Origin of the sequence: Ktedonobacter sp. SOSP1-85 (assembly GCF_016587415.1) — a bacterium.
Lineage (GTDB): Bacteria > Chloroflexota > Ktedonobacteria > Ktedonobacterales > Ktedonobacteraceae > Ktedonobacter.
Genome location: NZ_BNJI01000003.1, coordinates 1,148,024 through 1,169,106, shown reverse-complemented (window position 1 = coordinate 1,169,106; position 21,083 = coordinate 1,148,024). Strand labels below are relative to the sequence as shown.

The window sequence follows — 21,083 nt, the reverse complement described above, 5'->3', positions numbered from 1 at the left end:
CGCTAGCCGCGAGAGCGGCGTTGGTTTCAGCATAAGATCTAAATATCACTTCCAGGGAAGGGAGAATCTCTATTATGAAAGCCTCACTCTACCTTAACTATACAACCCGTTCGCTGGTCCGTGGGGGCCAGCGCACACTGCTGGCGGTGTTCTGTGTAGCAGTTGGTGTCATGTCGATTGTTGCACTGCAACTCGTTGGCTTTATGCTTCAAGACTCGCTAACCTCTAATGTACGCGATATCAATGGAGGTGACGTCTCGGTCTCCGTGCCGAGCGCACCTTTGCACTCAAGCGACCTTGGCTTCTTTGATCAGCTCAAAGGGAGTGGTACCATTACTGACTACACTGCTGTAAGCGTGGCCAATGGTGGTCTGAAGACGGTAACACCCTCCTATGAGTACTTCCAGGTTGAGGCGGTTGATCCATCACACTATCCCCTGGTCACGCCGCCGACCTTCACGACGCCAGCCAATGGCACGATCTCGAACCTGTTGAGCAATAATCAGGTGGTGGTTACACAGAGCTTCCTGGACCGCTATGGCAAGAAGGTTGGCGATAGCTTTACGGTCTACACTAAGACGAGTAGCGGCACGGGGCGTACGCTTGCTGTCACACTGGCAGGTGTGATCACCAATTCTGGTAGCTTTGCCCAGGCCGGTAATCTTCTGCTCATCTCCGCACAGGACTATGAGGCCGCGGCCTCAGGCAGCGAGACGACGTATAGTGTGGTTGATATGACGACTGCGAGCGCGGCCCAGGCGAAAACCGCGACCAAGGCCATTAGCAAGCAGTTTCCTCTCGCGGCGACACAGACGGTCGCCGATGTCCTCAAAACGCAGCAGGCCAATGTCGATAATATCAGTAATTTTCTGGAGATCGCGGGCCTGTTGGCGCTGCTCGTAGGTGGCGTCGGCATCGTCAATACCATGCAGGTTCTGCTCTCACGCCGTAAGACAGAGATCGCCATGCTGAAAACCGCGGGCTATCATCGCATGGACCTCTATATGCTTTTCGGTCTGGAGGCGGGTCTGCTCGGCCTGCTTGGCGGCATCGTTGGCGCCCTGGCGGCTATAGGTGTGAGCTATATAGTGCGCCTGTTCATGATCAATCTGGGGACTACCATGCTCTTTGAGCTGAACCCCTGGATTATCGCGGGCGGTATCCTCGTCGGCTTCTGTAGCGCCTTGATCTTTGGCCTCTTGCCTATCGTCCAGGCAGCAAATGTACGCCCGCTCAGTGTGATTCGTGAGCTGCCCGAGCGCCGGAGCGTAGGTAGCACCAGTCTGACCATTGTGCTGATGGCCTTGTTCTCGCTCCTGTTCTGCGCCATGGCCGTGGTGCTTCTCAAGAATAATATTCTCCTGGGAGTTGGCGTGGTCTATGGCACCTTTGCCTTCCTGCTTGTGCTGAGTGCACTCTTCAGCCTGGTTATGTTCGTCGTAAGCAAGTTACCGGTGCCTGAGCGCTTTAGTCTGGGTTATGCTGCGCTGGTCCTGACGGGACTGGTCATCTCGGTTCTGCTCTACCTGTGGCTTCCAGTGTTTGGTCTGCTGCTCCTGCTCCTGGTCCTGATCGGGGTAGGCTTCTCCATCGCGCCGCGCTCGTGGAAGGTCAGCCTGAAGATGGCCTTGCGCAACATCGGGCGCAGGATATCGCGCACCACTATGACGGCCATTGCTCTCTTTGTCGGCATCTTCTCCATCGGCCTGGTGGTGGCGCTAGGTCAGGATCTCCAGTCGGGTATTACTCAGGCCTTCTCCCAGCAAGAGTTTAATATAATCATAATTACCTCGGGTGACGAATCAACGGCTTTAAACAATCAGATCAAAACGATTCCAGGTCTTACGCGCTCTAGCCAGGACGTCTTTACCTCGACGATCCCGGTAGCTTTAAATGACACGCCTCTGCAACAGGTGCTGGCAGGAAATTCGCGCAGCCAGGAAGCGCTGAGTTTTATGAGCTCGCTTGAGGGATATGACCTCACAACTAACGCGCCATCGCTCAAGCTCACGCAGGGTCGTAATTTAAATGCCAGCGATATGGGGACAGATAACATTGTGGTGATTGACCAGTTAAGCAGTACTGGTTCGGATGGCACGAACTTGAAGCCTGGTGATACGCTGACCTTTATGAGCGTGGATGGGAAAATCTCTAAAAAAGCGACCATCGTTGGCATCTATACAGGCGCAGTGAGCGTGAGCCATGTTGGGATGGTGGTTGCGCCCGAGGGTTTCGTCAATGAGTTGAGTCCCGCGAAAACGGGGGCGGCAAACGTTACCTACATGAAGATTGATCCCGCCCAGGTGAATCACGCGCTTGACGCCATTGGCAATATCGCGCCCAACGCGACAGTTCAGAACGTGGCTGATGTGATTACCGGCTTTACCCAGCAGCTAACTAGCTTCCTGGATGTGCTGGTTGCTATTGCCTCGCTCTCTATGCTGGCGGGTGTGATTATCATCGCGAACTCTGTCACCCTGGCGATGCTTGAGCGCAGGCGTGAGCTGGGTATCCTGAAATCAGTTGGCTATACCAGTGGCATTGTGTTGCGCGAGGTCTTGATCGAGAATGGCATTGTCGCCGCGATAGGTTCCATAGTCGCGATGCTCCTGGCGGCTATAGGTGTAGCACTGCTCGGTAGCCTGCTCTTCAACCTCACGTTGAGCATCACGCCCTGGGTGGTGGGCAGCCTGGTGGGAGGCACAGTGCTGCTGGCGATGCTGGTCGCGGCCCTGGTCGCCTGGGGCGCAGTACGCGTCCGACCCCTGGCAGTCTTGCGTTACGAGTAATGTTAAGAGCACTCCTGCCTATGGCACACATAAGTATTAGGAGTGGTGCATGCGTCGTTGGCAATTGCCAACGACGCATGTACCACTCCTAATGCGTTTTTAAGCGAGCTTGCGAGCCAAGGCGAATACACTCTTTATCCATAATTGTGCATTTTATCCATTGAAATATGGTATACTAATGATATATTGGCCTTTGCCTGGGAGAAAAGCCATGAGAATGCCAACGCTAGTATCACCTTTTAAGCGTTTGCAGGGTAAACTGACCATCTTCTATATGATAAATGCGGTTCTAGCTTTTTTGGTGGTTGAGATCATCCTTGTTGGGGGCGCGCTCCTTATCTCCGTACCCAACCTTCCCTTCTTTGCTAGCGGTGTGCTCACACAAGAGGTGCCGCAGGCTACGACCTATTTTGTACATGGCAGCCCCGACCGGGAGGCATTGGCGCGCTGGCTAACTATTCTTGACAAGGAATTTCCAAGCAAACAGGGACCATTTAGCTTTGCCCGTCCTCTCTTACTTGCTGTGGTTGATATTCAGGGACACGTGCTGGCCTCATCTGGCCGATATCCTCTTGTCGTAGGAACACAATTTCCGGATCAGCTCTCCTCTCGGGATCGCGCTAACTGGCGTATCGCCCGGGCAGATGTGCGAGGGGCTGAGAACAAGTTTACTCCTGAGGGTGATGGATCCTTGTTGGGAATGGCGGCTATTACTGATCAGCATCATGTTGATGGCGTGCTTGTTGTGAAGGTTGTCGCGCCAGATAATTGGCAGTTGGCGCTCAATTTTCTCCAGTTTCTTGCCTTTAGTGTGGTTATCATTACCCTCTATGCGGCTGTGGCTGGAGGTATTTCCGGGTATGTGACTGCGCGTGGTTTGACGCGGAGGCTGCAAGGTCTGGTGCGTGCGGCGGAGCGCTGGAGCTGTGGTGATTTTTCATCCAGTGTTCATGATTCTTCTGAAGACGAACTGGGGCAGGCCACTCAACAGTTCAACTACATGGCGGACCAGTTAAAGCAGTTGCTGCAAGTTCGTCAGGAGGTCGCGACGCTGGAGGAGCGGAATCGCCTGGCCCGAGACTTACATGATAGCGTCAAGCAGCAGGTCTTTGCGGCAGCTATGCAAATAGGTGCGACCCGCTTTCTCCTCAGGCAAGATATAGATACCGCCGAAAAGCGCTTACTTGAGGCGGAGAAGCTTGTGCGCCAGGCCCAGCAGGAGTTAACATCGTTGATTCGTGAGCTGCGCCCGGCCGCGCTAGAGGAGAAGGGCCTGGTTGCAGCCATACGTGAACTCACAATGCAGTGGACGCAGCAGACCAGCATCGTAGCAAATGTACGCATTGGAGAGATGCAGATCCTCGCGCTTACCGTGGAAGAGGCGCTCTTCCGTGTCACACAGGAGGCTCTGGCGAATGTAGCGCGCCATAGTCATGCCACACTCGTTCAGGTCTCTCTGGAGGTAGAAGATGAGCTGGTAACGCTTACCGTGAGAGATAACGGTCAGGGGTTTGCTGTTGGCGAGGAGCATCATCCGGGTATAGGTTTGTCTTCCATGCAAGAGCGCATGCGGCACCTGGGTGGCGATGTCCAGGTTGAGAGTGTCTCCGCGAAAGGAGTGTGTATCGTCGCCCGCTGTAAGCGGTTACTACAGGATGCTCATATAGAGCCAGCTGAAGATTCTGCAGAGCATGCTAGCGGCGGGATTGCCAAGGGCGGCTAACCTTGAACAGAGGACAGGTATCTCCGAAGTGGGATTGCCAAGGGCGGCTAACCTTGAGCAGAGCACGGGTGTCTCCGAAGCGGGATTGCCAAGGGCGGCTAGCCCTTGGCCGGGGCGTGGGGTGTCCCCACAAAAATCTCCCCTCTTTTACTTGCCGCCGCAGGCGGCAGGTAAACCTTACAAGCGAGGTGCATACATGCCAAATGAGATTGCGCTGATCATCGCCGATGATCATGCGCTCGTCCGCCAGGGAATACGTGTATTTTTAGAATTGCAGCCCGACCTGGCGGTGCTTGAGGAGGCCTCCTCGGGCGAAGAAGCCGTACGCCTGGCGGGAGAGCTTGCCCCCGATGTTGTACTGATGGATCTGATCATGCCTGGGATAGGAGGCGTCGAAGCGACCAGACAGGTCAAGCAGGTCAGTCCTCGCTCGCAGGTTATCGTTCTGACCTCCTATCACGAGGACGAATATATTTTTCCCGCTCTGCGTGCCGGGGCGCTCTCTTATGTATTAAAAGACGTTGGTCCAGAGGAACTGGCCGACACGGTGCGCAAGGCGGCGCGTGGAGAATCGGTCTTGCACCCGCGCGTGGCCGCGCGTGTTGTCGAGGAGCTACGCGGCAACCGACGCGACGTGCCCAACCCCTTTACACAGTTGAGCGATCGTGAGCTAGATGTCCTGCGCCTCATCGCGGATGGATGCTCGAACAGCGAGATTGCGCAAAAACTCATTATCAGCGAGAAGACGGTCAAGGGGCATGTCAGCAATATCCTTGGCAAGCTGCACATGGTAGACCGTACCCAGGCGGCGGTCTTTGCCTGGCAACAAGGGCTGGCTATGCGGCATGATCCATAAATACAAGCAGTCATTCATGCATATTAAACGCTTATAGATATATAAACGGATATGATTTATATGAGCAAGTATAATTAGATTTAGAGCAAGTAATGCTCGAGAGATGCTTCAAGCACATACAAAAATACAGCTTTTTATCCAGGTTACATTCAAAAATCCTGGATATGATAGGAAAGGAAGACACACATGGAGTGGGTAAAAAATCTTTTCTCTCGTAACTATGCCAGCGAGGAAACCTTTGTACAGGAGCCTCAGGTGAGAGAATTAGATGATGTGGAGTTGGAAGGCGTGGAAGGCGGCCTTGGAGGCGACCTGATTGGATCACTCCCCATTTTTACTCTCTTGGGATCACTTCTCAGTGGCACCTTGGGCGGTGGTCAGCAGCAGTAAATACCATAGCAGTAGTAAGCACCAAAAAAACAAGTGGCCAACGAACGCATTGTTTGGAAGGCCACTTGTTTTACTGTCTACTTTATGCTTCACAAAAAGAGGCCATAGGTCGTTTAATAGGATTGGGCTTCTATGACCAGCGTTCCCAATGCACCACTTCATCAAAGGGTTTGCGACCGTTCTTTTTGGGGGCTGGGGATGCTCTTGCGGTGCTGGATAGCCGAAGGAGAGAACTACGTGAAATTCCAGGTCAGCGGGAATGTGCAGCACTTCTTTAGCTTTCTCCGGATAATGCATCCAGGTAATGCATGAGCCAATGCCCAGATCCCACGCAGCCAGTTGCAAATAGGCAGCAGCCTGTCCCAGATCAAAATTAGGACGACCAGCCTCCGACGTGACAAGTGCGATAGCAAAGGCAGCATGAGGCACATGAGCAGCATACATGCCGCCTTCCGCCAGTTGTTTCAGTGTCTCACGGTCGCGAACCACGATAAATTGCCATGGTTGAGTATTTTTTGAACTTTGCGCACGCCGACCCGCGTTCAATATCGTCCGGATATTCTCTTCTGATACCGCTTGCTGGCTGTACTGTCGTGTTGCGCGCTGTGTACGAATAAGTTCTGCTACCTGTGCTTTGCCTTTTATTTCTTGCATAATACCTTTTCCTTTTATTATTGATGAAGAACTGAGTGGTTACGATAGAATTATATTGTTTGTAAAGGGAAAGGGCGCGCGTTTTATTGCGCTTCTACCACGGAAATTTGCTCTTTGGCGTCGTTAGTGATGAGAAGCGCTTGTGTCTCTCTCAAGGGATGGGTGTTCTCTGGAGAGGGCAAAACATACATTGAAGGAGACGAATTGCTGGAAAGAAAGAAGAAACCACGCTCTTTACGCAAGGTTGATGGGGATTGCCCGAAGGCGGCTTTACACGCTTCAGTCAACTGGCGAGCTGAACCAAAGCCACTCAGATAAGAGACTTCTTCCATGCTTAGTGTTGTGCTAAAGAGAAGCTGCAATGCATGATTCAAACGCTGCTGACGCAAATAGTGACCGGGTGTTATGCCGACCTCCTGTTTAAAGCGACGTGAGAAGTGAAACAGGCTTAGACCAACATATTGCGCCGTACATTCTAGTGAGAGCGAAGAACAGGTATGCGACTCCTTCAAAAGTTGGGTAGCATGGAGCATCTCACTACTTATACGTTCTTGAGGTAATGGCTGTGTAGCAATTGAAGGAACGGGCGGTGTTGGTTGAACCGCAAGGCGCAGAAATTCGGCTAATGCAAGATGGAGAAGAAGGGAGATGATATAGTCGGGGGCCTGATTACAGCTACGAACCTCTTGTAGAAGATGATGGAGCGCATTCTGTAGTTGAGGGGGAGAGGGGAGAATGGCGGCATGTGGAACCTGCAATGAGCAGCCTCCATAGAGTTCTTCCCATACATGTTCGACCATAGCCGATGGAAAGAGCGCGAAAATGGTTTCCAACTCGCCTGAGGTGCGATGCGCATGCATAATTCTGGGGCTCGTCCAGACAACATGTAGAGGAGGCACAGGACGCCAGCACCCATCAAGATAGATCTCCTGCATACCCTGGCAGACCAACTCCAGGGTATACATATCATCGAGGTGCATCCCCGTGAGTTTCTCTCTTGCAGTTAAAGGTTCATAGCCGATCAGACCCTGTGAATTGCGCCAGAGTATACCAGAACATGTACTAAGAGAATAAATTGGGATATTGATTGAGTCCAGTAGCATAATAGAGATCTTTCTATGCAAGAACAGTTGTAGCAAAGATGCGCTTATTTTATCACGAATTCCTGCCTTCGCGCCTGCGGCACTCAGGAGTAAGGGTATGCAGGCGGAAAATTAGGTTTTGCCCAATTTTCCGCCTGCATACCCTTACTCAATAGCTCACTACGCGAGCCGAGGCCGGTTACGAGAGAAGGATTGGATGTTCCCTGATTTATTGGTCTAGATGACTTGACAACGTAACCTTGTTTTGGCTATGCTTAACATAGATTTTACGCATGAGATCTACGCGATGATTGGCAAGAAAGCCATAATTGCAGGCATATTGCCTGGATCGCGTTCTCGGGACATGTGGACCGCCCAATGGTGGTGCGGACCTGAAAGTATTGTTGCGCGCATTCATGCAAGGAGAGCTGTTATGTTGCGTTACCGTCGTCTCGTCATGCTTATGTCCTTTGCCCTCTTTCTTGTGGGGAGTAGCATCGGCTCTATTTCGTTCTTTTATGGATCTTCCCAGGCTCATGCCGCTGGAAACAACCTCGTTAGTAATCCTGGTTTTGAAACAGGCAACCTCACTAGCTGGAGCTGTGATCCCGGGGACGTCGTGACCTCGACTCCCGTACATGGTGGATCTTACGCGGGCCAGCTTACCCCCAGCAGTTCTACCACCGGTCAGTGTACTCAGACGATTAGTGTGCAGCCCAATACCGCGTACACGCTCAGCGCGTATGTAAACGGCCCTTATGCTTATATTGGAGTCAATGGCTACAGTAATAACTGGACCAGCAGCAGCAGCTATACCCTGCTGTCGTATTCATTTACCACAGGTGCTTCTGCTACCAGCGTCACAATCTATCTGCATGGCTGGTATGCGCAGGGGAACGTTTATGTGGACGACGTGACGCTCAGTGGCCCCGGGGGATCTAGCACGCCTACCCCAACGCCAACGACGCCCACGGCTACTCCGACAAAGACTCCAACCTCAACCCCAACGCCCAGCCCAACCACGACGCCCACGCCCACACCAACCCCATGTCCCACCTGTGGAGGTAGCCTCCCCAAGCATATCCTGACTGGTTACTGGCAGGACTTCGTTAATGGAGCTACGCCTCTGCGCTTAAGCAATGTCAATGCAAACTATGACTTGATCGCCGTGGCCTTCGCCAATGCCGATACGTCGAAGACGGGTGGCGTAACGTTTAGCATCGATTCAGGCCTCTCCAGCGCGCTTGGTGGCTATAGCGATGCGCAGTTTACCAGCGATATCGCGACGCTCCACTCCAGGGGGAAGAAGGTCATTCTCTCTGTGGGTGGTCAGAACGGAACGGTCACGGTCAATGATGCGACGAGCGCGACCAATTTCACCAACAGCGTCTATAGTCTGATCCAGCAGTATGGTTTCGATGGCGTAGATATCGATTTTGAAAATGGGCTTAATGCGACCTATATGGCGAGCGCATTGCGTCAGCTCTCCACCAAGGTTGGCTCAAGCCTCATTATCACCCTGGCCCCTCAGACAATTGATATGCAATCCACGAGCGGGACCTACTTTCAACTGGCCCTCAATATCAAAGATATCCTTACCGTCGTCAATACACAGTACTATAACTCCGGTTCTATGCTGGGTTGCGACGGCAATGTGTACTCCCAGGGAAGCGTGAACTTCCTGACCGCTCTGGCCTGCATCCAGCTCCAGGGAGGATTGCGCGCTGACCAGGTCGGCTTTGGCCTACCCGCCTCAAGCTCAGCAGCGGGTAGCGGCTATGTCTCGCCCTCGGTGGTCAATGCTGCGCTCGATTGCCTGGCTTACGGCACAAATTGCGGTTCCTTCAAGCCCGCTACGACCTATCCAAGCATTCGCGGCGCAATGACATGGTCGATTAGCTGGGATGCCTCCAATAGCTACAATTTCGCCAATACCGTCAAACCACACCTCAACTCTTTGCCCTAGCACGCGTGCCTCTGTGTTTCACCAGTAGATGTAAAGCCCATAGGCAACCCAGTAGCCGCGTACGCAAGTAGCGGGTCCGCTACTTGCGTACGCGGCTACTGGGATTACGCTCTTTTGCTTCTTGTCGGCTTGAGCAATTGCTTTGTTGCCTGTATACTGCTGGGAGAGTTTTGCTGAGAAAAACCAGGAGAAAAGAGAGGCCAGATGCAGGCAGAAGATTTTGTTCGCGAGGTTCGAAACACGCAGTTCGAGTTTCTTTCCCCACAGCTACTCCAATTGGTTGCCTACAAAGAAGAAATTTTCCCTAATACCGAAGAGAGAGGGGATCAAAATGCTGAGTTCCGTTTGGCGGTCCTGGAAAAATTGCATAAAACCCTCTCACCAGGAGATTGGCCCCTCGTCCGTTTTCTCCTGAAGCAAGAAATTACTTTTCATGAAAATGCCTGGTGCATTTACGAGAGCATCCGTTTGTGTGGCTTCCTCCTCTCTCTTCTTGCCCAGGTAGAGGATGTAGGTCTCTTGTGGGAGGCCAAAACCACGAGCTTTGATACCATGTGCGGTTTTGATGTCCAGTTTCTAGTCGGAGCTGGCGTTGCTTCTACAGTAAGCTACCTTCAATCCATTCAGGAGGAATGGGCGCAGGACGCGCTGACATATATCGAAGAAAGCCAGAAAGCAGGAGATTTCCACAATTTAGAGCATTTTCGTGAGGCGACACATAAGGTTTTTCGTGAGCAAACCATTTAGATTTCCTGGCCTGTTGGTGCGACCTGGCTGGTGCGTGTCAGGGGCTTACGCGAAAGGTTTGCCCCGCCCAGGGCGATAACGCAACCACCTGCAAGCACAATGATGCCTCCAACCAGTTGCAGCGTCGAGAGGCTATCTCCCAGGAGAAGCATGGCGAAGAGTGTGGAAAAAATGGGCGTACTCTGCATCGTCGTTGCCGACTCCCAGGCTTGCAGATACTTGAGACCCTCCTGCTGGGTCACATAGCCAATACAGAAATTGGAGATGATATAGACAGGTAGCAGCCAGAGCAGCAATGGCGGTAGCTGTGTTGGCCAGACCCCTGGCTGGAATGCGAGGAATGGGAGAATCATCAGGGCGCTGATCAGCAATTTCCAGACCGTCAATGGCAGCGAATCTATTTTTCCTGTTAGTGCCTTTGCCGGGAGAATCGCATAGCCAAAGCCAATAGCTCCTAAAATAACCAGTACATCCCCCAGGTTAAAGGCGCTCAAGATTGACGTTTGCGTGGTCTTCATAACAACAAAGAGGCTGCCAAGCAGGAGCAGCAACATTCCCCCCACCTGTTTCCAGTTCAGGCGCTCGCGCAGGAAGAGTACCGCGAATAAGACCGACGAGATGCCCTGCATCTGCATGAGAAAGCCAGCCTTGATGGCGCTGGTCAAGGCGAGTCCATAGAGCACACAGCAGGCAGGCAGGGTTGTGCCAAAGACCACCAGCAGCAGTAAATTCAGCCAGTCACGTCGCTCCAAGCGTTTAAAGAGAGCGATCCTGCGTACCAGGAGAAAAATAAGCAGCAAGCCGCCCCCCACCGCGAAATTTAAGAACGTTACCAGCAACGGATTAAGTACGGAAGAGGCCATCTTGCCCAGGACCGCACCCAGACCAAACATACACGCCGTAGCGAGCGTCAACAGAAATCCCTTTATTTTCACCATCGTATCCTTTCTCTTCTCTCTTTGTAGAGTACGTCATACGTATGACTTTGTCAATAGAGAAAAAATCGGTATAAAGGGTGCGTGATATCAGGCTGGAGTAGCCAGCCTGATATCACGCACCCTTTATACCGCAAGCACTTTGCGCTACAATGAGCACATCTTAAAGCAAGAGAAGGTACATCATGGTACGAGGAAAAGAGAGCAGGAGTATTACCAGCGTCGATGTCGCGCGTAAAGCGGGTGTCTCGCAATCGACCGTCTCGCTTGTCTTCGCGGGCAAAGCGTCGGGACGCGTCTCTCCTCAGACGCAGCAGGAAGTCTTGCGTATAGCCGAGGAGATGGGATATCGCCCCAACACAGTGGCGCGCACTCTGCGCCTTGGACATACCAACATTATTGCGTTTGTTATTCCAGATGTGAGCAATCCCTTCTTTGCCGCCGTGTTGAAAGGGGCCGAGCAGGCCGCGAGGTTGCATAACTATACGGTGATTTTGGTAAGTACAGGTGATGACCAGGAGTGGCAGCGTGTTGTGATGGACGCTCTGACCACGCATTCTATTGAAGGCTTTGTCTTATGCGCGGTTCGCCCGCCAGGCGATATGGATATCGCCATCTTGCGTTCACGCGCCGTTATTGTGGATGAAACCTGGACTGGCCTCTCTTCGCTGAGCCTGGACATCGTTGGCGGGACGCAGGTGGCTATGCACCATTTGTTTGGGCTTGGTCATCGCCGGATTGCGCACCTGGCGGCGGATGTCGATGTGGAGACCTTTCGCCAGCGCCAGCGCACCTATGAGCAGGAATTGGCGCTTCGTGGTCTTGTCCTGGAGGCACGCTATACCGCACGTGCGGCTCTCAATCCTGCCTCGGCCTTTCAGGCGGCTCGCAAGCTGCTGCATCTCTCCGAGCCACCCACGGCGATTTTTTGTGACGATGACCTGCTGGCGATTGGAGCCTATAAAGCGGCGGCCGAGCTAGGGTGGGGGGTGCCACGCCAGCTCTCAATTGTCGGCTTTGGTGATGGCCTCATCGCGCAAACCCTCGCGCCAGAGCTTACCACGGTCTCCATCCCCACAGCTGCGCTGGGAAAGCGTGCGATAGAAGTCTTACTCGCCGATTTCGAGGTTTTAGAACAGCCGCATAGCGAGGTTATTTCCCTGGAACTGCGCGTTCGTGGCTCGACCACAGCGATTGCAGGTAAGGCATAGAAGGTATCCAACCGACGCTGCTCAAGCACGCGTCTACATATAGACGTCATATGTAAACGTATGCTTGGGCAGCATCATGCTCTCTACAAGTTACAAAATGTTCATAGAGAAAGTAATGCCACGGCCAGAGGCCAGCAGAAGGGGTTGTAGGATAGATGTTTGGCAGTTACATCAAGAGAAGTACGGTTCCTACATGAATATAGTTTAAAGAAAGTATCTGTTCTTATGACTTTCTTACTATTTGCAAAGGAAAAATTGAGCTTCTTCTGCACCATAAAATGAAAAAAAATACATCTAACTAATGGCTGACATTCTCAAGATGAGAATGTCGCGACTGCTCCGATATGGCTTTACAGGCTGATCAAAAAGCGTAAATTCTCTAAAAATATGAAATAGCTTGTTACTGTTTAAACCTTTTATGATCTTTGAATGAATAAAAAAGAGGAATATTCATTTTTATTTAATGGACTAATATATACAAATATGTTACATTCATTTTAGCAGGTGAGACGGCGTTGTTTACGCCTGGCGGCGCTTTTTGTTGTATCTGGCTGTTTAACGGGGTAGAGATAACCTGCTACGTGTCATACTTGGCTTGAAGCAAGGGTATTCGATGTATCGAAGTAGTGTCGAACAGTTTGGGTTAGAGGGTTTGGCATGGGTAAGGAACACATTGATGCAAGTGTCGGGTTGCGTTTTAGTCTGACCTTATTTGAGCGCTATCGAAAGAATGGCGTGCTCCGAGCGGAATTACAGCATGTTCCTGGCGTACGTGGTCGGTGTAAGGGGTATATTCAACTGGTTGAGGGGAAGGTCACCTCTTCTTATGTTGAGGACAGGGAGGGTCGACGTCACTCGATCTCGGCTACTATCCTGGCTGCCGTGGATGACGAGCGCGGACCCTTTGATTGGCAACTTGCACCTCTGCCAGCGCCGCCTTCGACGGCGAAAGCCGTGCATACCTTTGAGCATGCCGCATATAACACGCCTGTGCCGAAAGTGATTGCACCATTGGATCTTGAACTCTTGCGAGGGTGGTCCGCGAAGCAGAAATTAATGCTTTCGACCGTCTATGAGGTGATTGATGGCCGTAAGGATATTGAGTCCTTGAAGAAGGAGGTTCCCTTGCAGGCCAATATCACCGAAGAGGCGCTACGCGTGCTTCTCTCCCTGGGGGTTATCGCGATTAATTAATCCTGTATTATCTCCAACAGTCAATTGTTTGAGTTGACGGAGCAGTGCATCAAAGCCGATGCACTGCTTTTTGTGTGTGCAAAGCCAGGTAGGTATATCATAAGGGGAAACGCGTAGGCGCGTCCGTAAGCTACTTACGGACGCGCCTACACGTTCACTTGGAGTGGGGAAATGACGTTGTTCGCTGTGACCATCCCTGGCTGGGCATAGGCATGGGGGGAGGTGTAGGCGAAGGCAGATGGGCACGGTTGATGGTTTGGCCTTGCAAGGCCGCGATCAAGGGATCGATCTTGGTATGGCTCAGAGGAAGGGTTGGAGTCTTCCGCTGTGCCTCAGCCTGTTGGATCGCGCTCACGTAGTGCGTTACCGCCTGCTCAACATGCTGAAGCTCTCTCTCCGCCTGCACAGCCCTTTGCAGGCGCACCAGCAGTACGTTAAGCGCACGGGCGATCTGCCAGAGAACGTTATCCTTGTTGAGAGGCGCGCGCGCGCTTAAATTTCCATTGGCAACGGAGACGTGAGTATCCAGAATCTGTTGTATGCCTTCCTCTAGATCGTTCTTCTGGTCCGCTAACTCGTGCTCCAATTTCGCGATCAGTTCGGCTCGCCCTGCGCGCTTGATCGCAGTTGTCATGGTGGTGGAGAGAATATACGCCGCGCCTGCGACCAGCAGAAGCGTTCCTACCGGGCGTGCCGCGATGATGAGGAGACGGTCATGGATATCCTGTTGTAGTACTGCTGTGTGTGGCATATAGAGTAGCGTTGCCAGCGTACAGCCCACACTTGCGACAAAGACGACGAAGATGCTGCGACTGGGCAATAGCGAGACCGCCAGCAGTTCGACAATCACGTACATATCGTAGCCCTGAAGGGTCGTCTCATCAAAGGGGATGCTGGAGAAGAGCGCAGCAGTAAGTACCGTAAAGCTACCAATAGTAACAAGGAGGCCCGCCGTCAGAGACATCCCCCTACGGTTCAGTAGCAAAGCGGCGACACAGGTTATACTGAGCACTATATCCAGCCAGAAGTAAGACTGATAGGGAGCAAAGTAGCAAGCGGGTAAGAGAAAGATGACCATGATCGTGAAAAAGAAGAGGATATTGCTGGTCATCTGCGATTTGCGCACGTTTTCGCGCCTGGCAAAATCGGCGTCAGGGGGAGCATCAGGAATAGAGGTCAGCTCGTTCCAGCGTTGGATCAGGCTGCTTTTCTTTTTCACATCTGGTTCGATTAGATTGGACGGAGACCAGCGATCCTGAGTGGGCTGACTATTAGTGAACATCGACACAAAGAACCTCCTCATCATCATCAACAAGCAAGAGAGCAGAAAAAACAAGCTTCAAAATGCTCGCGCCACTTCCACGAAGCAGCATTTTGTGTGCGATAAAACCCTGAAAAGCTCTATATCTAAAAATTTGCACTATGTATGTGCGATACCAACTTTACGCGTTGGACCTTTCAACCTGCCAGACTTTCTCACATCTCTGCCTTCCTCCATAACAACAACTCTATTTAAATGCATAAATTTTATGCTCGTATGTTGTACAAAAGTTGCCAGATGTGTTTTGGAGATGTGTGCGCAAAGTCATTTCAGGTGAAACGGTAGCTTTTCCTTTCGTTTTCCTCTGGATGCGCTGGATAAGCTGTCTTATACCATCAACAAAGAAGGTATCGTATGGTCTCTTTGTGACAAGAAATGGTAAAAACTAGCCTGCTCCTGATCGCTTCTCTTTCGTCTTCGTATCAGCAGTAAAGGTAATTGTATTGAAAAGCTTATGTTAGGGATGTTACCTCCTTAGGGATATGTTATTATGATATTGTCATATTTGTAGTATAAGATAGCATATGTAAGTATATTTTGCTATAAAAATTTAGTTAAAATATGTTTGCATCTTTATAGATTCTTAATATGCAAATATGTAGGTTAGATGTTTGCTTTGTTACAGCGGTAATACACAAGAAAAATAGTAGACGTCAAGTAGTAGTCGTTATGACCTGTAACCAGGAAGGATATCTAAAGCTTGAGTACCACTTTGTCTAACGTACCCGGGAATGCGATTGCTATTGTTGGTATGGGTTGTCGCTTTCCTGGAGCGCCCAATCTCGATGCATTCTGGAAATTAATGGCTGAGGGTGGAGATGCGATTACAGAGGTACCACGTGATCGGTATGACGTGGATGCTGTGTATGATTCGCGTCCCGCGACGCCGGGGAAAGTGATGAGCCGCTTTGGTGGGTTTTTAGCCCAGGTAGATCAGTTTGACGCCGCATTTTTTGGTCTCTCTCCACGCGAAGTTTCGCGTATGGACCCCCAGCATCGTTTATTGCTCGAGGTGGCATGGGAGGCAATGGAGGATGCTGGCCTGGTGCCGGGAAAGCTGCGTGACGAGGTTGCTGGAGTCTTTATTGGTGTGATTACTAGCGATTACTGGGATAGGCAGTTCCGCAATCCAACCGATCTCGATGTCTATAGCACGGCGGGGAATGCACGTAGTGGTGCCGCTGGTCGTATTTCATATGCTCTCGGTCTGCAAGGCGTGAGTGTGGCCCTCGATGCCGCCTGTTCCTCCTCGCTGGTCGCGGTCCACCTGGCATGCCAGAGCTTACGTACAGGTGCCTGCACTATGGCCCTGGCCGGGGGCGTCAATATTATCCTGAATCCTGATCATACCATTGGCTTCTCGCAAGGGCGTATGATGGCTCCCGATGGGCATTGTAAGGCGTTTGATGCCAGGGCCGATGGCTATGTGCGTAGTGAGGGCGCCGGCGTGGTAGCCTTGAAGACGCTTGAGAAGGCCCTTGCGGATGGCGATCAGATTCACGCCGTCATCCGTGGTAGTTCTTCTAATAATGATGGACATTGTGACCTGTTTATGGCGCCAAGCGTACAGGGACAGCAGGCTGGCCTGCGCCTAGCGTACAAGGATGCAGGTCTCGATCCGCTACAGGTGCAGTATGTCGAGGCACATGGCACAGGCACCCAGGCTGGCGACCCGGTTGAGATCAATGCATTGGGCAGCGTCCTTTGCGCTGGTCGCTCACCTGCCAGGCCGCTGCTGGTAGGTTCAGTGAAAACCAATATCGGTCACACTGAGGGAGCCGCTGGTCTCGCGGGCTTGATCAAGGTCGTACTTTGCCTTAAGCACGAGATGATCCCGCCCAACCTGCATTTTCAAGAACCCAGCCCAAAAATTCCCTGGGATGATTACGCGTTGAAGGTGCCGACGGAGCTGACGCCCTGGCCCGAGAGCGAGGGTCCACGCCTGGCGGGTGTGAGCAGTTTCGGTATCGCCGGAACAAATGTGCATGTGATTGTGGAGGAGGCTCCTGCCCGCGAGCCTGTCATACCAGCGGCGGATGCTGAGCCGACCAGCTATCTTCTGCCCCTTTCAGCGCAGAATACGCAAGCGCTACAAGACCTGGCGACGAAGTATCTTCAGCATCTCGAAGATGAGGTATACGCGGACCAGGCCCTGCGCGACATCTGCTATACAGCCAGCGAGCATCGTTCACACTTTGAGCAACGATTGACCATGGTTGGCTACTCGCGTCAGGATGTATGCCAGAAGCTTGAGGCGTTTGCGCGCGGCGAGACGGGTCTGGAGATTATGAGTGGGTGTAAGCGCAACGATCAGCGGCCCCGCGTGGCCTGGATCTTTCCCGGCCAGGGTTCGCAATGGTTGGGGATGGGGCGCGATCTGCTGGAGCGCGAACCAGTCTTTCGAGCCATGATTGAGGAGTGCGACCGGGTTATGCGTACCTATGTCGATTGGTCTTTGCTGGAGCAATTGCAGGCAGACGAGGCGCATTCCCGACTCGATGAGATCAACGTGGTGCAGCCGACGCTCTTCGCTATAGAAGTGGCCCTGGCGGCCCTCTGGCGCTCGTGGGGAATCGAACCAGATGTGGTTGTTGGTCACTCAATGGGCGAAGTGGGAGCCGCGTATGTGGCGGGTGCGCTGAGTCTGGAGGATGCTGCCTGGATCATCTGTGCGCGTAGTCAACTATTATTACACGTCAGTGGCAAGGGTGCGATGGCCGCCGTAGAACTCTCAATGGGCCAGGCGCAGGCCTTCGTGCGTGATTACCAGGGACGCGTCTCTGTCGCGGTAAACAATAGTCCTCACTCAACGGTTCTCTCGGGAGACCCCCAGGCGCTAACCGAGATTCTGGCTCTGCTGGAACGCAATGGTATCTTTGGACGCCTCGTGCGCGTGGATGTGGCTTCGCATAGCCCACAGATGGACCCCTTACACGATGACCTGCTGGCTTTGATGCAGTGTGTACAGCCTCGCACGGCCCAGATACCTATGTTCTCGACCGTTAGCGGTGCCTATCTTCAGGGCGCTGAATTGATGGCCCCCTACTGGGTGGATAACCTGCGCCAGCCCGTGCTGTTCTTGCAAGCCACCAGGGCATTGTTGGTGGAGGGTATTGATGTCTTTATGGAGATGAGTCCGCACCCGATCCTGGTTGGAGCCATCAGGCAGACGTTGGAAGAGTACGAAATGTCTGGCCTGGCCCTGGCTTCGCTACGGCGTGAGGAGGAAGGTCGCGCGGCCCTGCTGGGGACTCTGGGAACGCTGTATACCCATGGATATGATCCTGATTGGGCCAGGTTGTTTCCCACAAGCGTTCAGCATATTGCTCTTCCAACCTACCCCTGGCAGCGCCAGCGCTACTGGAACTCCAATGCCGAGCACTACTTCTATGGCTCACCAGTTCAGCATCAGGGTACCAGGAACGCAACGGCTCATGCGATACTGGGGCTGAGCACGCAGTCGGCGCTTCACCCTGATACCTATTTCTGGACTACCCAGATTGGCCCCGACATCCTCCCCTACCTGGGTGAACATCGGGTCTATGATGTACCGGTGCTACCGGGAGCGGCCTATATTGAACTGTCCCTGGCGGCGGCCACAGAGATCTTTGGTTCCCAGCAGTTCCTGGTGGAGGAGTTGGAACTGAAGCAGGCGCTCTTCTTCCCCAAAGGCGCGCCCCCCTTCACGCTCCAGCTTATTATGACGCCGGAACAACAGTCGGAATACATGGAGCTACGTTTCTTTAGTACCCAGGCGGGACAGAGCAGTGAGGCGCTCACCTGGAGCGAGCACGCCAGGGTTACTGTTTGTCGCATAGAGGAAGCACTCAGCTCTGAGAGTGTGATGCATCCAATTCCCGAAGAGGTACAGCGTGATTGGACCTTAGCTATGGAGGCGCCGATCTACTATCAGGGATTGCGTAACCGCGGCATTCAACACGGTGAGCCTTTCCAGGGCGTGACGCATGTCTGGCGACGCCCGGGCGAGGTCATGGCGCACCTATCGTTACCGGAAGATGTCGCCTACGATATGGCTGGCTACCAGCTTCACCCGGCGCTGATGGACTCGATTCTCCAGGCGATCACACCCTTCCTGCCGGAGGAAAATGATGATAGCTATGTCCCAGTCGAAGCCAGGCGTATAAAGTTTCACCAGCGACCTGTACCTGGAAACGGCTTGTGGTCGCACGCGCTTGTAGATATGGAGAAGAATCACGATCCTCGTGTGCTGGAGGGAGATATCTTCCTGCTGGATGAGCAAGGCCAGGTCTTATTGGAGGTGTTGGGTTTCCGCTTGCAGTCGTTGGACAGCGGTTCGCAGGATCTCATGCGCCAGCGCCTTAACCAGTTGCTCTACACCATTGAATGGGAAGAGCAGGCTTTGAACGCCGTGCAACAGCCAGCACAGCCGCGCACCTGGCTACTTTTTAGTGAGTCCGAGGGGCCAGGACAGGCGTTGGCTGAGCGCCTGCGAGCCACTGCACGTTGCCTCACTGTTACTCCTGGTAATTCCTATAGCCAGGTAGATGTAGGGCATTATGAGCTGGCAGCGACCTCGGCGGCTGACTTCCACCAGCTCTTTCACGAGGTCTATGATGCATATGGTACGCAGGCGCTCGGCATCGTCTATCTCTGGGGTTTGGGAACGAAACCGGCCAGTGAAGAACTGGCGTCCCAGGCCTTCTATATCGACATGGAGCAATCCAGCCTCGGTCTGCTGCACCTGGTTCAGGCTGTAAACGCCACGAAAGGCGAGCACTCCACACGCCTCTGGATCGTCACGAGCGGCGTTCAGGGAATAGAGGCACGCGACACCTCAAGCGCGCTGGCGCAAAGCCAGCTCTGGGGTCTGGGGCGCGTCATCGTCTACGAGCACGAGGACCTTCACAGTACACTTATAGACCTCGATGCCACAACCAACGAGCACACCGTTGAGGCACTCTTCCGCGAAATCTGGTCAGATGTCGGCGCGGACGAGGTGGCTTTGCGCGGCGAGAGACGCTACCTGGCTCGCCTGGCGCATGCTACCCTGGCGAGTCCGGAAACGGCGAATCAATCACACTTCCACGCTGAAGGGACCTATCTGGTGACAGGAGGCCTGGGTGGCGTCGGCCTGCGGAGCGCGCAGTGGATGGTCGAGCAGGGAGCGCGCCATCTTGTTCTTATGGGAAGGCGTGCCCCTGGCGAAGAGGCCAGCGCGGCCATTCAAGCTATGGAGAAGCAGGGTGCCAATGTGCGGGCTATGCAGGTGAATGTAGCCCTGGAAGAGCAACTGGCGAGCGCTCTCAGCGAGATACGCCAGACTATGCCACCCCTGCGTGGTGTCTTCCACTCTGCCGTTGTGCTGGATGATAGCATTCTTCTGCAACTGGACCAGGAGCGCTTCCTGGGCGTGATGCCGCCCAAGGTTGATGGCGCCTGGAACTTGCATCGCCTGACGTTGGAAGACCCGCTGGACTACTTTGTCCTCTTCTCCTCGGCAGCCTCGCTTATCGGTTCGCCGGGACAGGGCAACTATGCAGCGGCGAACGCCTTCATGGATACGCTGGCCTTTTACCGCAGGCGGCAGGGGTATCCCGCGCTCTGTATCAACTGGGGGCGTTGGGGTGAGATCGGCCAGGCGACAAAGGGTGATCGAGGAGAGCGCCTGGACTTCCGTGGCTTTGCCAGCATGAAGCCAAAGGAGGGGCTAGCGGTTCTGGGGAGCCTGCTGCGCCAGAGCCCACCGCAGGTCGGCGTCATGTCCTTTGACCTGCCCAGGTGGAGTCAGTTCTATCCTAATCTCCGCAATTCCTCACTCTTCACGCGCCTGGTCGCAGAAGCCCAGGCCCAGGAAGCCAGCGGAATCCAGAACGCAGGCGTGACGCGCGCGGTACTGACTTACCTCAACGACGAGGAGCGCCGGGAAAAGCTTAGCCAGTACCTCAGCGCGCAGATCGCCCGTGTGCTGGGCCACACCTCGCTCAAACTTGACGCGCAGCAGCAGCTCAACCGCCTGGGCATTGACTCGCTCATGTCCGTCGAACTCAAGAACCGCATCAACTCTGACCTGAAGATAGCCGTGCCAGTTACCACCTTCCTGCAAGGCGTGACCTTCGAGCAACTTATCACCCAGGTCGGCGAACAATTGTAGCAAGTAGCCGCGTACGCCAGTAGTGGGTACATTGCCCGCTACTGGCGTACGCGGCTACTGGGGCCTATCACTTTTTTCATTG

13 protein-coding genes are annotated in these 21,083 nt (G+C 53.3%); 9 read left to right on the top strand and 4 right to left on the bottom strand.

All coding sequences use genetic code 11. The features are described from left to right. Nucleotides 1–74: 74 nt before the first annotated feature. From KTE_RS43180 to KTE_RS43165, 4 genes are all read left to right on the top strand, one after another. On the top strand, nt 75–2,789 hold the full coding sequence (locus tag KTE_RS43180; RefSeq protein ID WP_201393143.1) for an ABC transporter permease: 2,715 nt from the start codon (nt 75–77) through the stop codon (nt 2,787–2,789). Nucleotides 2,790–3,006: 217 nt separating this feature from the next. Beyond that, nucleotides 3,007–4,512, top strand: coding sequence for a histidine kinase (locus KTE_RS43175; RefSeq protein WP_201393141.1), 1,506 nt, complete (start codon nt 3,007–3,009; stop codon nt 4,510–4,512). Nucleotides 4,513–4,708: 196 nt separating this feature from the next. After that, entirely contained in the window at nt 4,709–5,368 is a 660-nt protein-coding gene (locus KTE_RS43170; protein ID WP_201393139.1) for a response regulator transcription factor, read from the top strand. 186 nt (nt 5,369–5,554) lie between these two features. Next, nucleotides 5,555–5,758 carry a hypothetical protein gene (locus KTE_RS43165; protein WP_201393137.1) on the top strand — a complete coding sequence of 68 codons (204 nt, stop codon included), beginning with the start codon at nt 5,555–5,557 and terminating at the stop codon, nt 5,756–5,758. Here KTE_RS43165 and KTE_RS43160 read toward each other — a convergent pair. Together KTE_RS43160 and KTE_RS43155 are read right to left on the bottom strand one after the other, a co-directional pair. Continuing rightward, complete coding sequence (locus KTE_RS43160; RefSeq protein WP_201393135.1) at nt 5,717–6,412, bottom strand: nitroreductase family protein; 696 nt, start codon at nt 6,410–6,412, stop codon at nt 5,717–5,719. The two genes, KTE_RS43165 and KTE_RS43160, sit on opposite strands and share 42 nt — an antisense overlap. 83 nt (nt 6,413–6,495) lie before the next feature. Next, nucleotides 6,496–7,515 (bottom strand): helix-turn-helix domain-containing protein, encoded by a 1,020-nt coding sequence (locus KTE_RS43155; protein WP_201393133.1) that lies wholly within the window; start codon nt 7,513–7,515, stop codon nt 6,496–6,498. 412 nt (nt 7,516–7,927) lie between these two features. On the opposite strand from KTE_RS43155, the gene KTE_RS43150 reads away from it, so the two are divergent. Both KTE_RS43150 and KTE_RS43145 read left to right on the top strand, forming a co-directional pair. After that, entirely contained in the window at nt 7,928–9,460 is a 1,533-nt protein-coding gene (locus KTE_RS43150; protein WP_201393131.1) for a chitinase, read from the top strand. A 204-nt stretch (nt 9,461–9,664) separates the two neighbouring features. Beyond that, nucleotides 9,665–10,207, top strand: a complete 543-nt coding sequence (locus tag KTE_RS43145) for a hypothetical protein (protein ID WP_201393129.1) — start codon at nt 9,665–9,667, stop codon at nt 10,205–10,207. On the opposite strand, the gene KTE_RS43140 is transcribed toward KTE_RS43145, so the two are convergent. Beyond that, a complete protein-coding gene (locus KTE_RS43140) occupies nt 10,204–11,145 on the bottom strand; it encodes a DMT family transporter (RefSeq protein WP_201393127.1) in 942 nt (313 codons plus the stop codon). The two genes, KTE_RS43145 and KTE_RS43140, sit on opposite strands and share 4 nt — an antisense overlap. Before the next feature lie 182 nt (nt 11,146–11,327). Here KTE_RS43140 and KTE_RS43135 point away from each other — a divergent pair, with 182 nt between their 5' ends. Together KTE_RS43135 and KTE_RS43130 are read left to right on the top strand one after the other, a co-directional pair. Further along, nucleotides 11,328–12,353 (top strand): LacI family DNA-binding transcriptional regulator, encoded by a 1,026-nt coding sequence (locus KTE_RS43135; RefSeq protein WP_201393125.1) that lies wholly within the window; start codon nt 11,328–11,330, stop codon nt 12,351–12,353. Nucleotides 12,354–13,010: 657 nt separating this feature from the next. Continuing rightward, complete coding sequence (locus KTE_RS43130; RefSeq protein WP_201393123.1) at nt 13,011–13,547, top strand: hypothetical protein; 537 nt, start codon at nt 13,011–13,013, stop codon at nt 13,545–13,547. 154 nt (nt 13,548–13,701) lie between these two features. On the opposite strand, the gene KTE_RS43125 is transcribed toward KTE_RS43130, so the two are convergent. Then, nucleotides 13,702–14,835, bottom strand: a complete 1,134-nt coding sequence (locus KTE_RS43125) for a hypothetical protein (RefSeq protein WP_201393122.1) — start codon at nt 14,833–14,835, stop codon at nt 13,702–13,704. Nucleotides 14,836–15,568: 733 nt separating this feature from the next. Between KTE_RS43125 and KTE_RS43120 the strand changes: the two genes are divergently transcribed. Next, nucleotides 15,569–21,001 (top strand): type I polyketide synthase, encoded by a 5,433-nt coding sequence (locus KTE_RS43120; RefSeq protein ID WP_201393120.1) that lies wholly within the window; start codon nt 15,569–15,571, stop codon nt 20,999–21,001. Nucleotides 21,002–21,083 lie beyond the last annotated feature (82 nt).

What these genes read in the sequence shown, in the direction of transcription:
- KTE_RS43145 (WP_201393129.1), top strand. Translation starts at nt 9,665, where the DNA reads ATGCAGGCAGAAGATTTTGTTCGCGAGGTTCGAAACACGCAGTTCGAG.
- KTE_RS43180 (WP_201393143.1), top strand. Translation starts at nt 75, where the DNA reads ATGAAAGCCTCACTCTACCTTAACTATACAACCCGTTCGCTGGTCCGT.
- KTE_RS43130 (WP_201393123.1), top strand. Translation starts at nt 13,011, where the DNA reads ATGGGTAAGGAACACATTGATGCAAGTGTCGGGTTGCGTTTTAGTCTG.
- KTE_RS43135 (WP_201393125.1), top strand. Translation starts at nt 11,328, where the DNA reads ATGGTACGAGGAAAAGAGAGCAGGAGTATTACCAGCGTCGATGTCGCG.
- KTE_RS43165 (WP_201393137.1), top strand. Translation starts at nt 5,555, where the DNA reads ATGGAGTGGGTAAAAAATCTTTTCTCTCGTAACTATGCCAGCGAGGAA.
- KTE_RS43150 (WP_201393131.1), top strand. Translation starts at nt 7,928, where the DNA reads ATGTTGCGTTACCGTCGTCTCGTCATGCTTATGTCCTTTGCCCTCTTT.
- KTE_RS43170 (WP_201393139.1), top strand. Translation starts at nt 4,709, where the DNA reads ATGCCAAATGAGATTGCGCTGATCATCGCCGATGATCATGCGCTCGTC.
- KTE_RS43140 (WP_201393127.1), bottom strand. Translation starts at nt 11,145, where the DNA reads ATGGTGAAAATAAAGGGATTTCTGTTGACGCTCGCTACGGCGTGTATG.
- KTE_RS43175 (WP_201393141.1), top strand. Translation starts at nt 3,007, where the DNA reads ATGCCAACGCTAGTATCACCTTTTAAGCGTTTGCAGGGTAAACTGACC.
- KTE_RS43160 (WP_201393135.1), bottom strand. Translation starts at nt 6,412, where the DNA reads ATGCAAGAAATAAAAGGCAAAGCACAGGTAGCAGAACTTATTCGTACA.
- KTE_RS43155 (WP_201393133.1), bottom strand. Translation starts at nt 7,515, where the DNA reads ATGCTACTGGACTCAATCAATATCCCAATTTATTCTCTTAGTACATGT.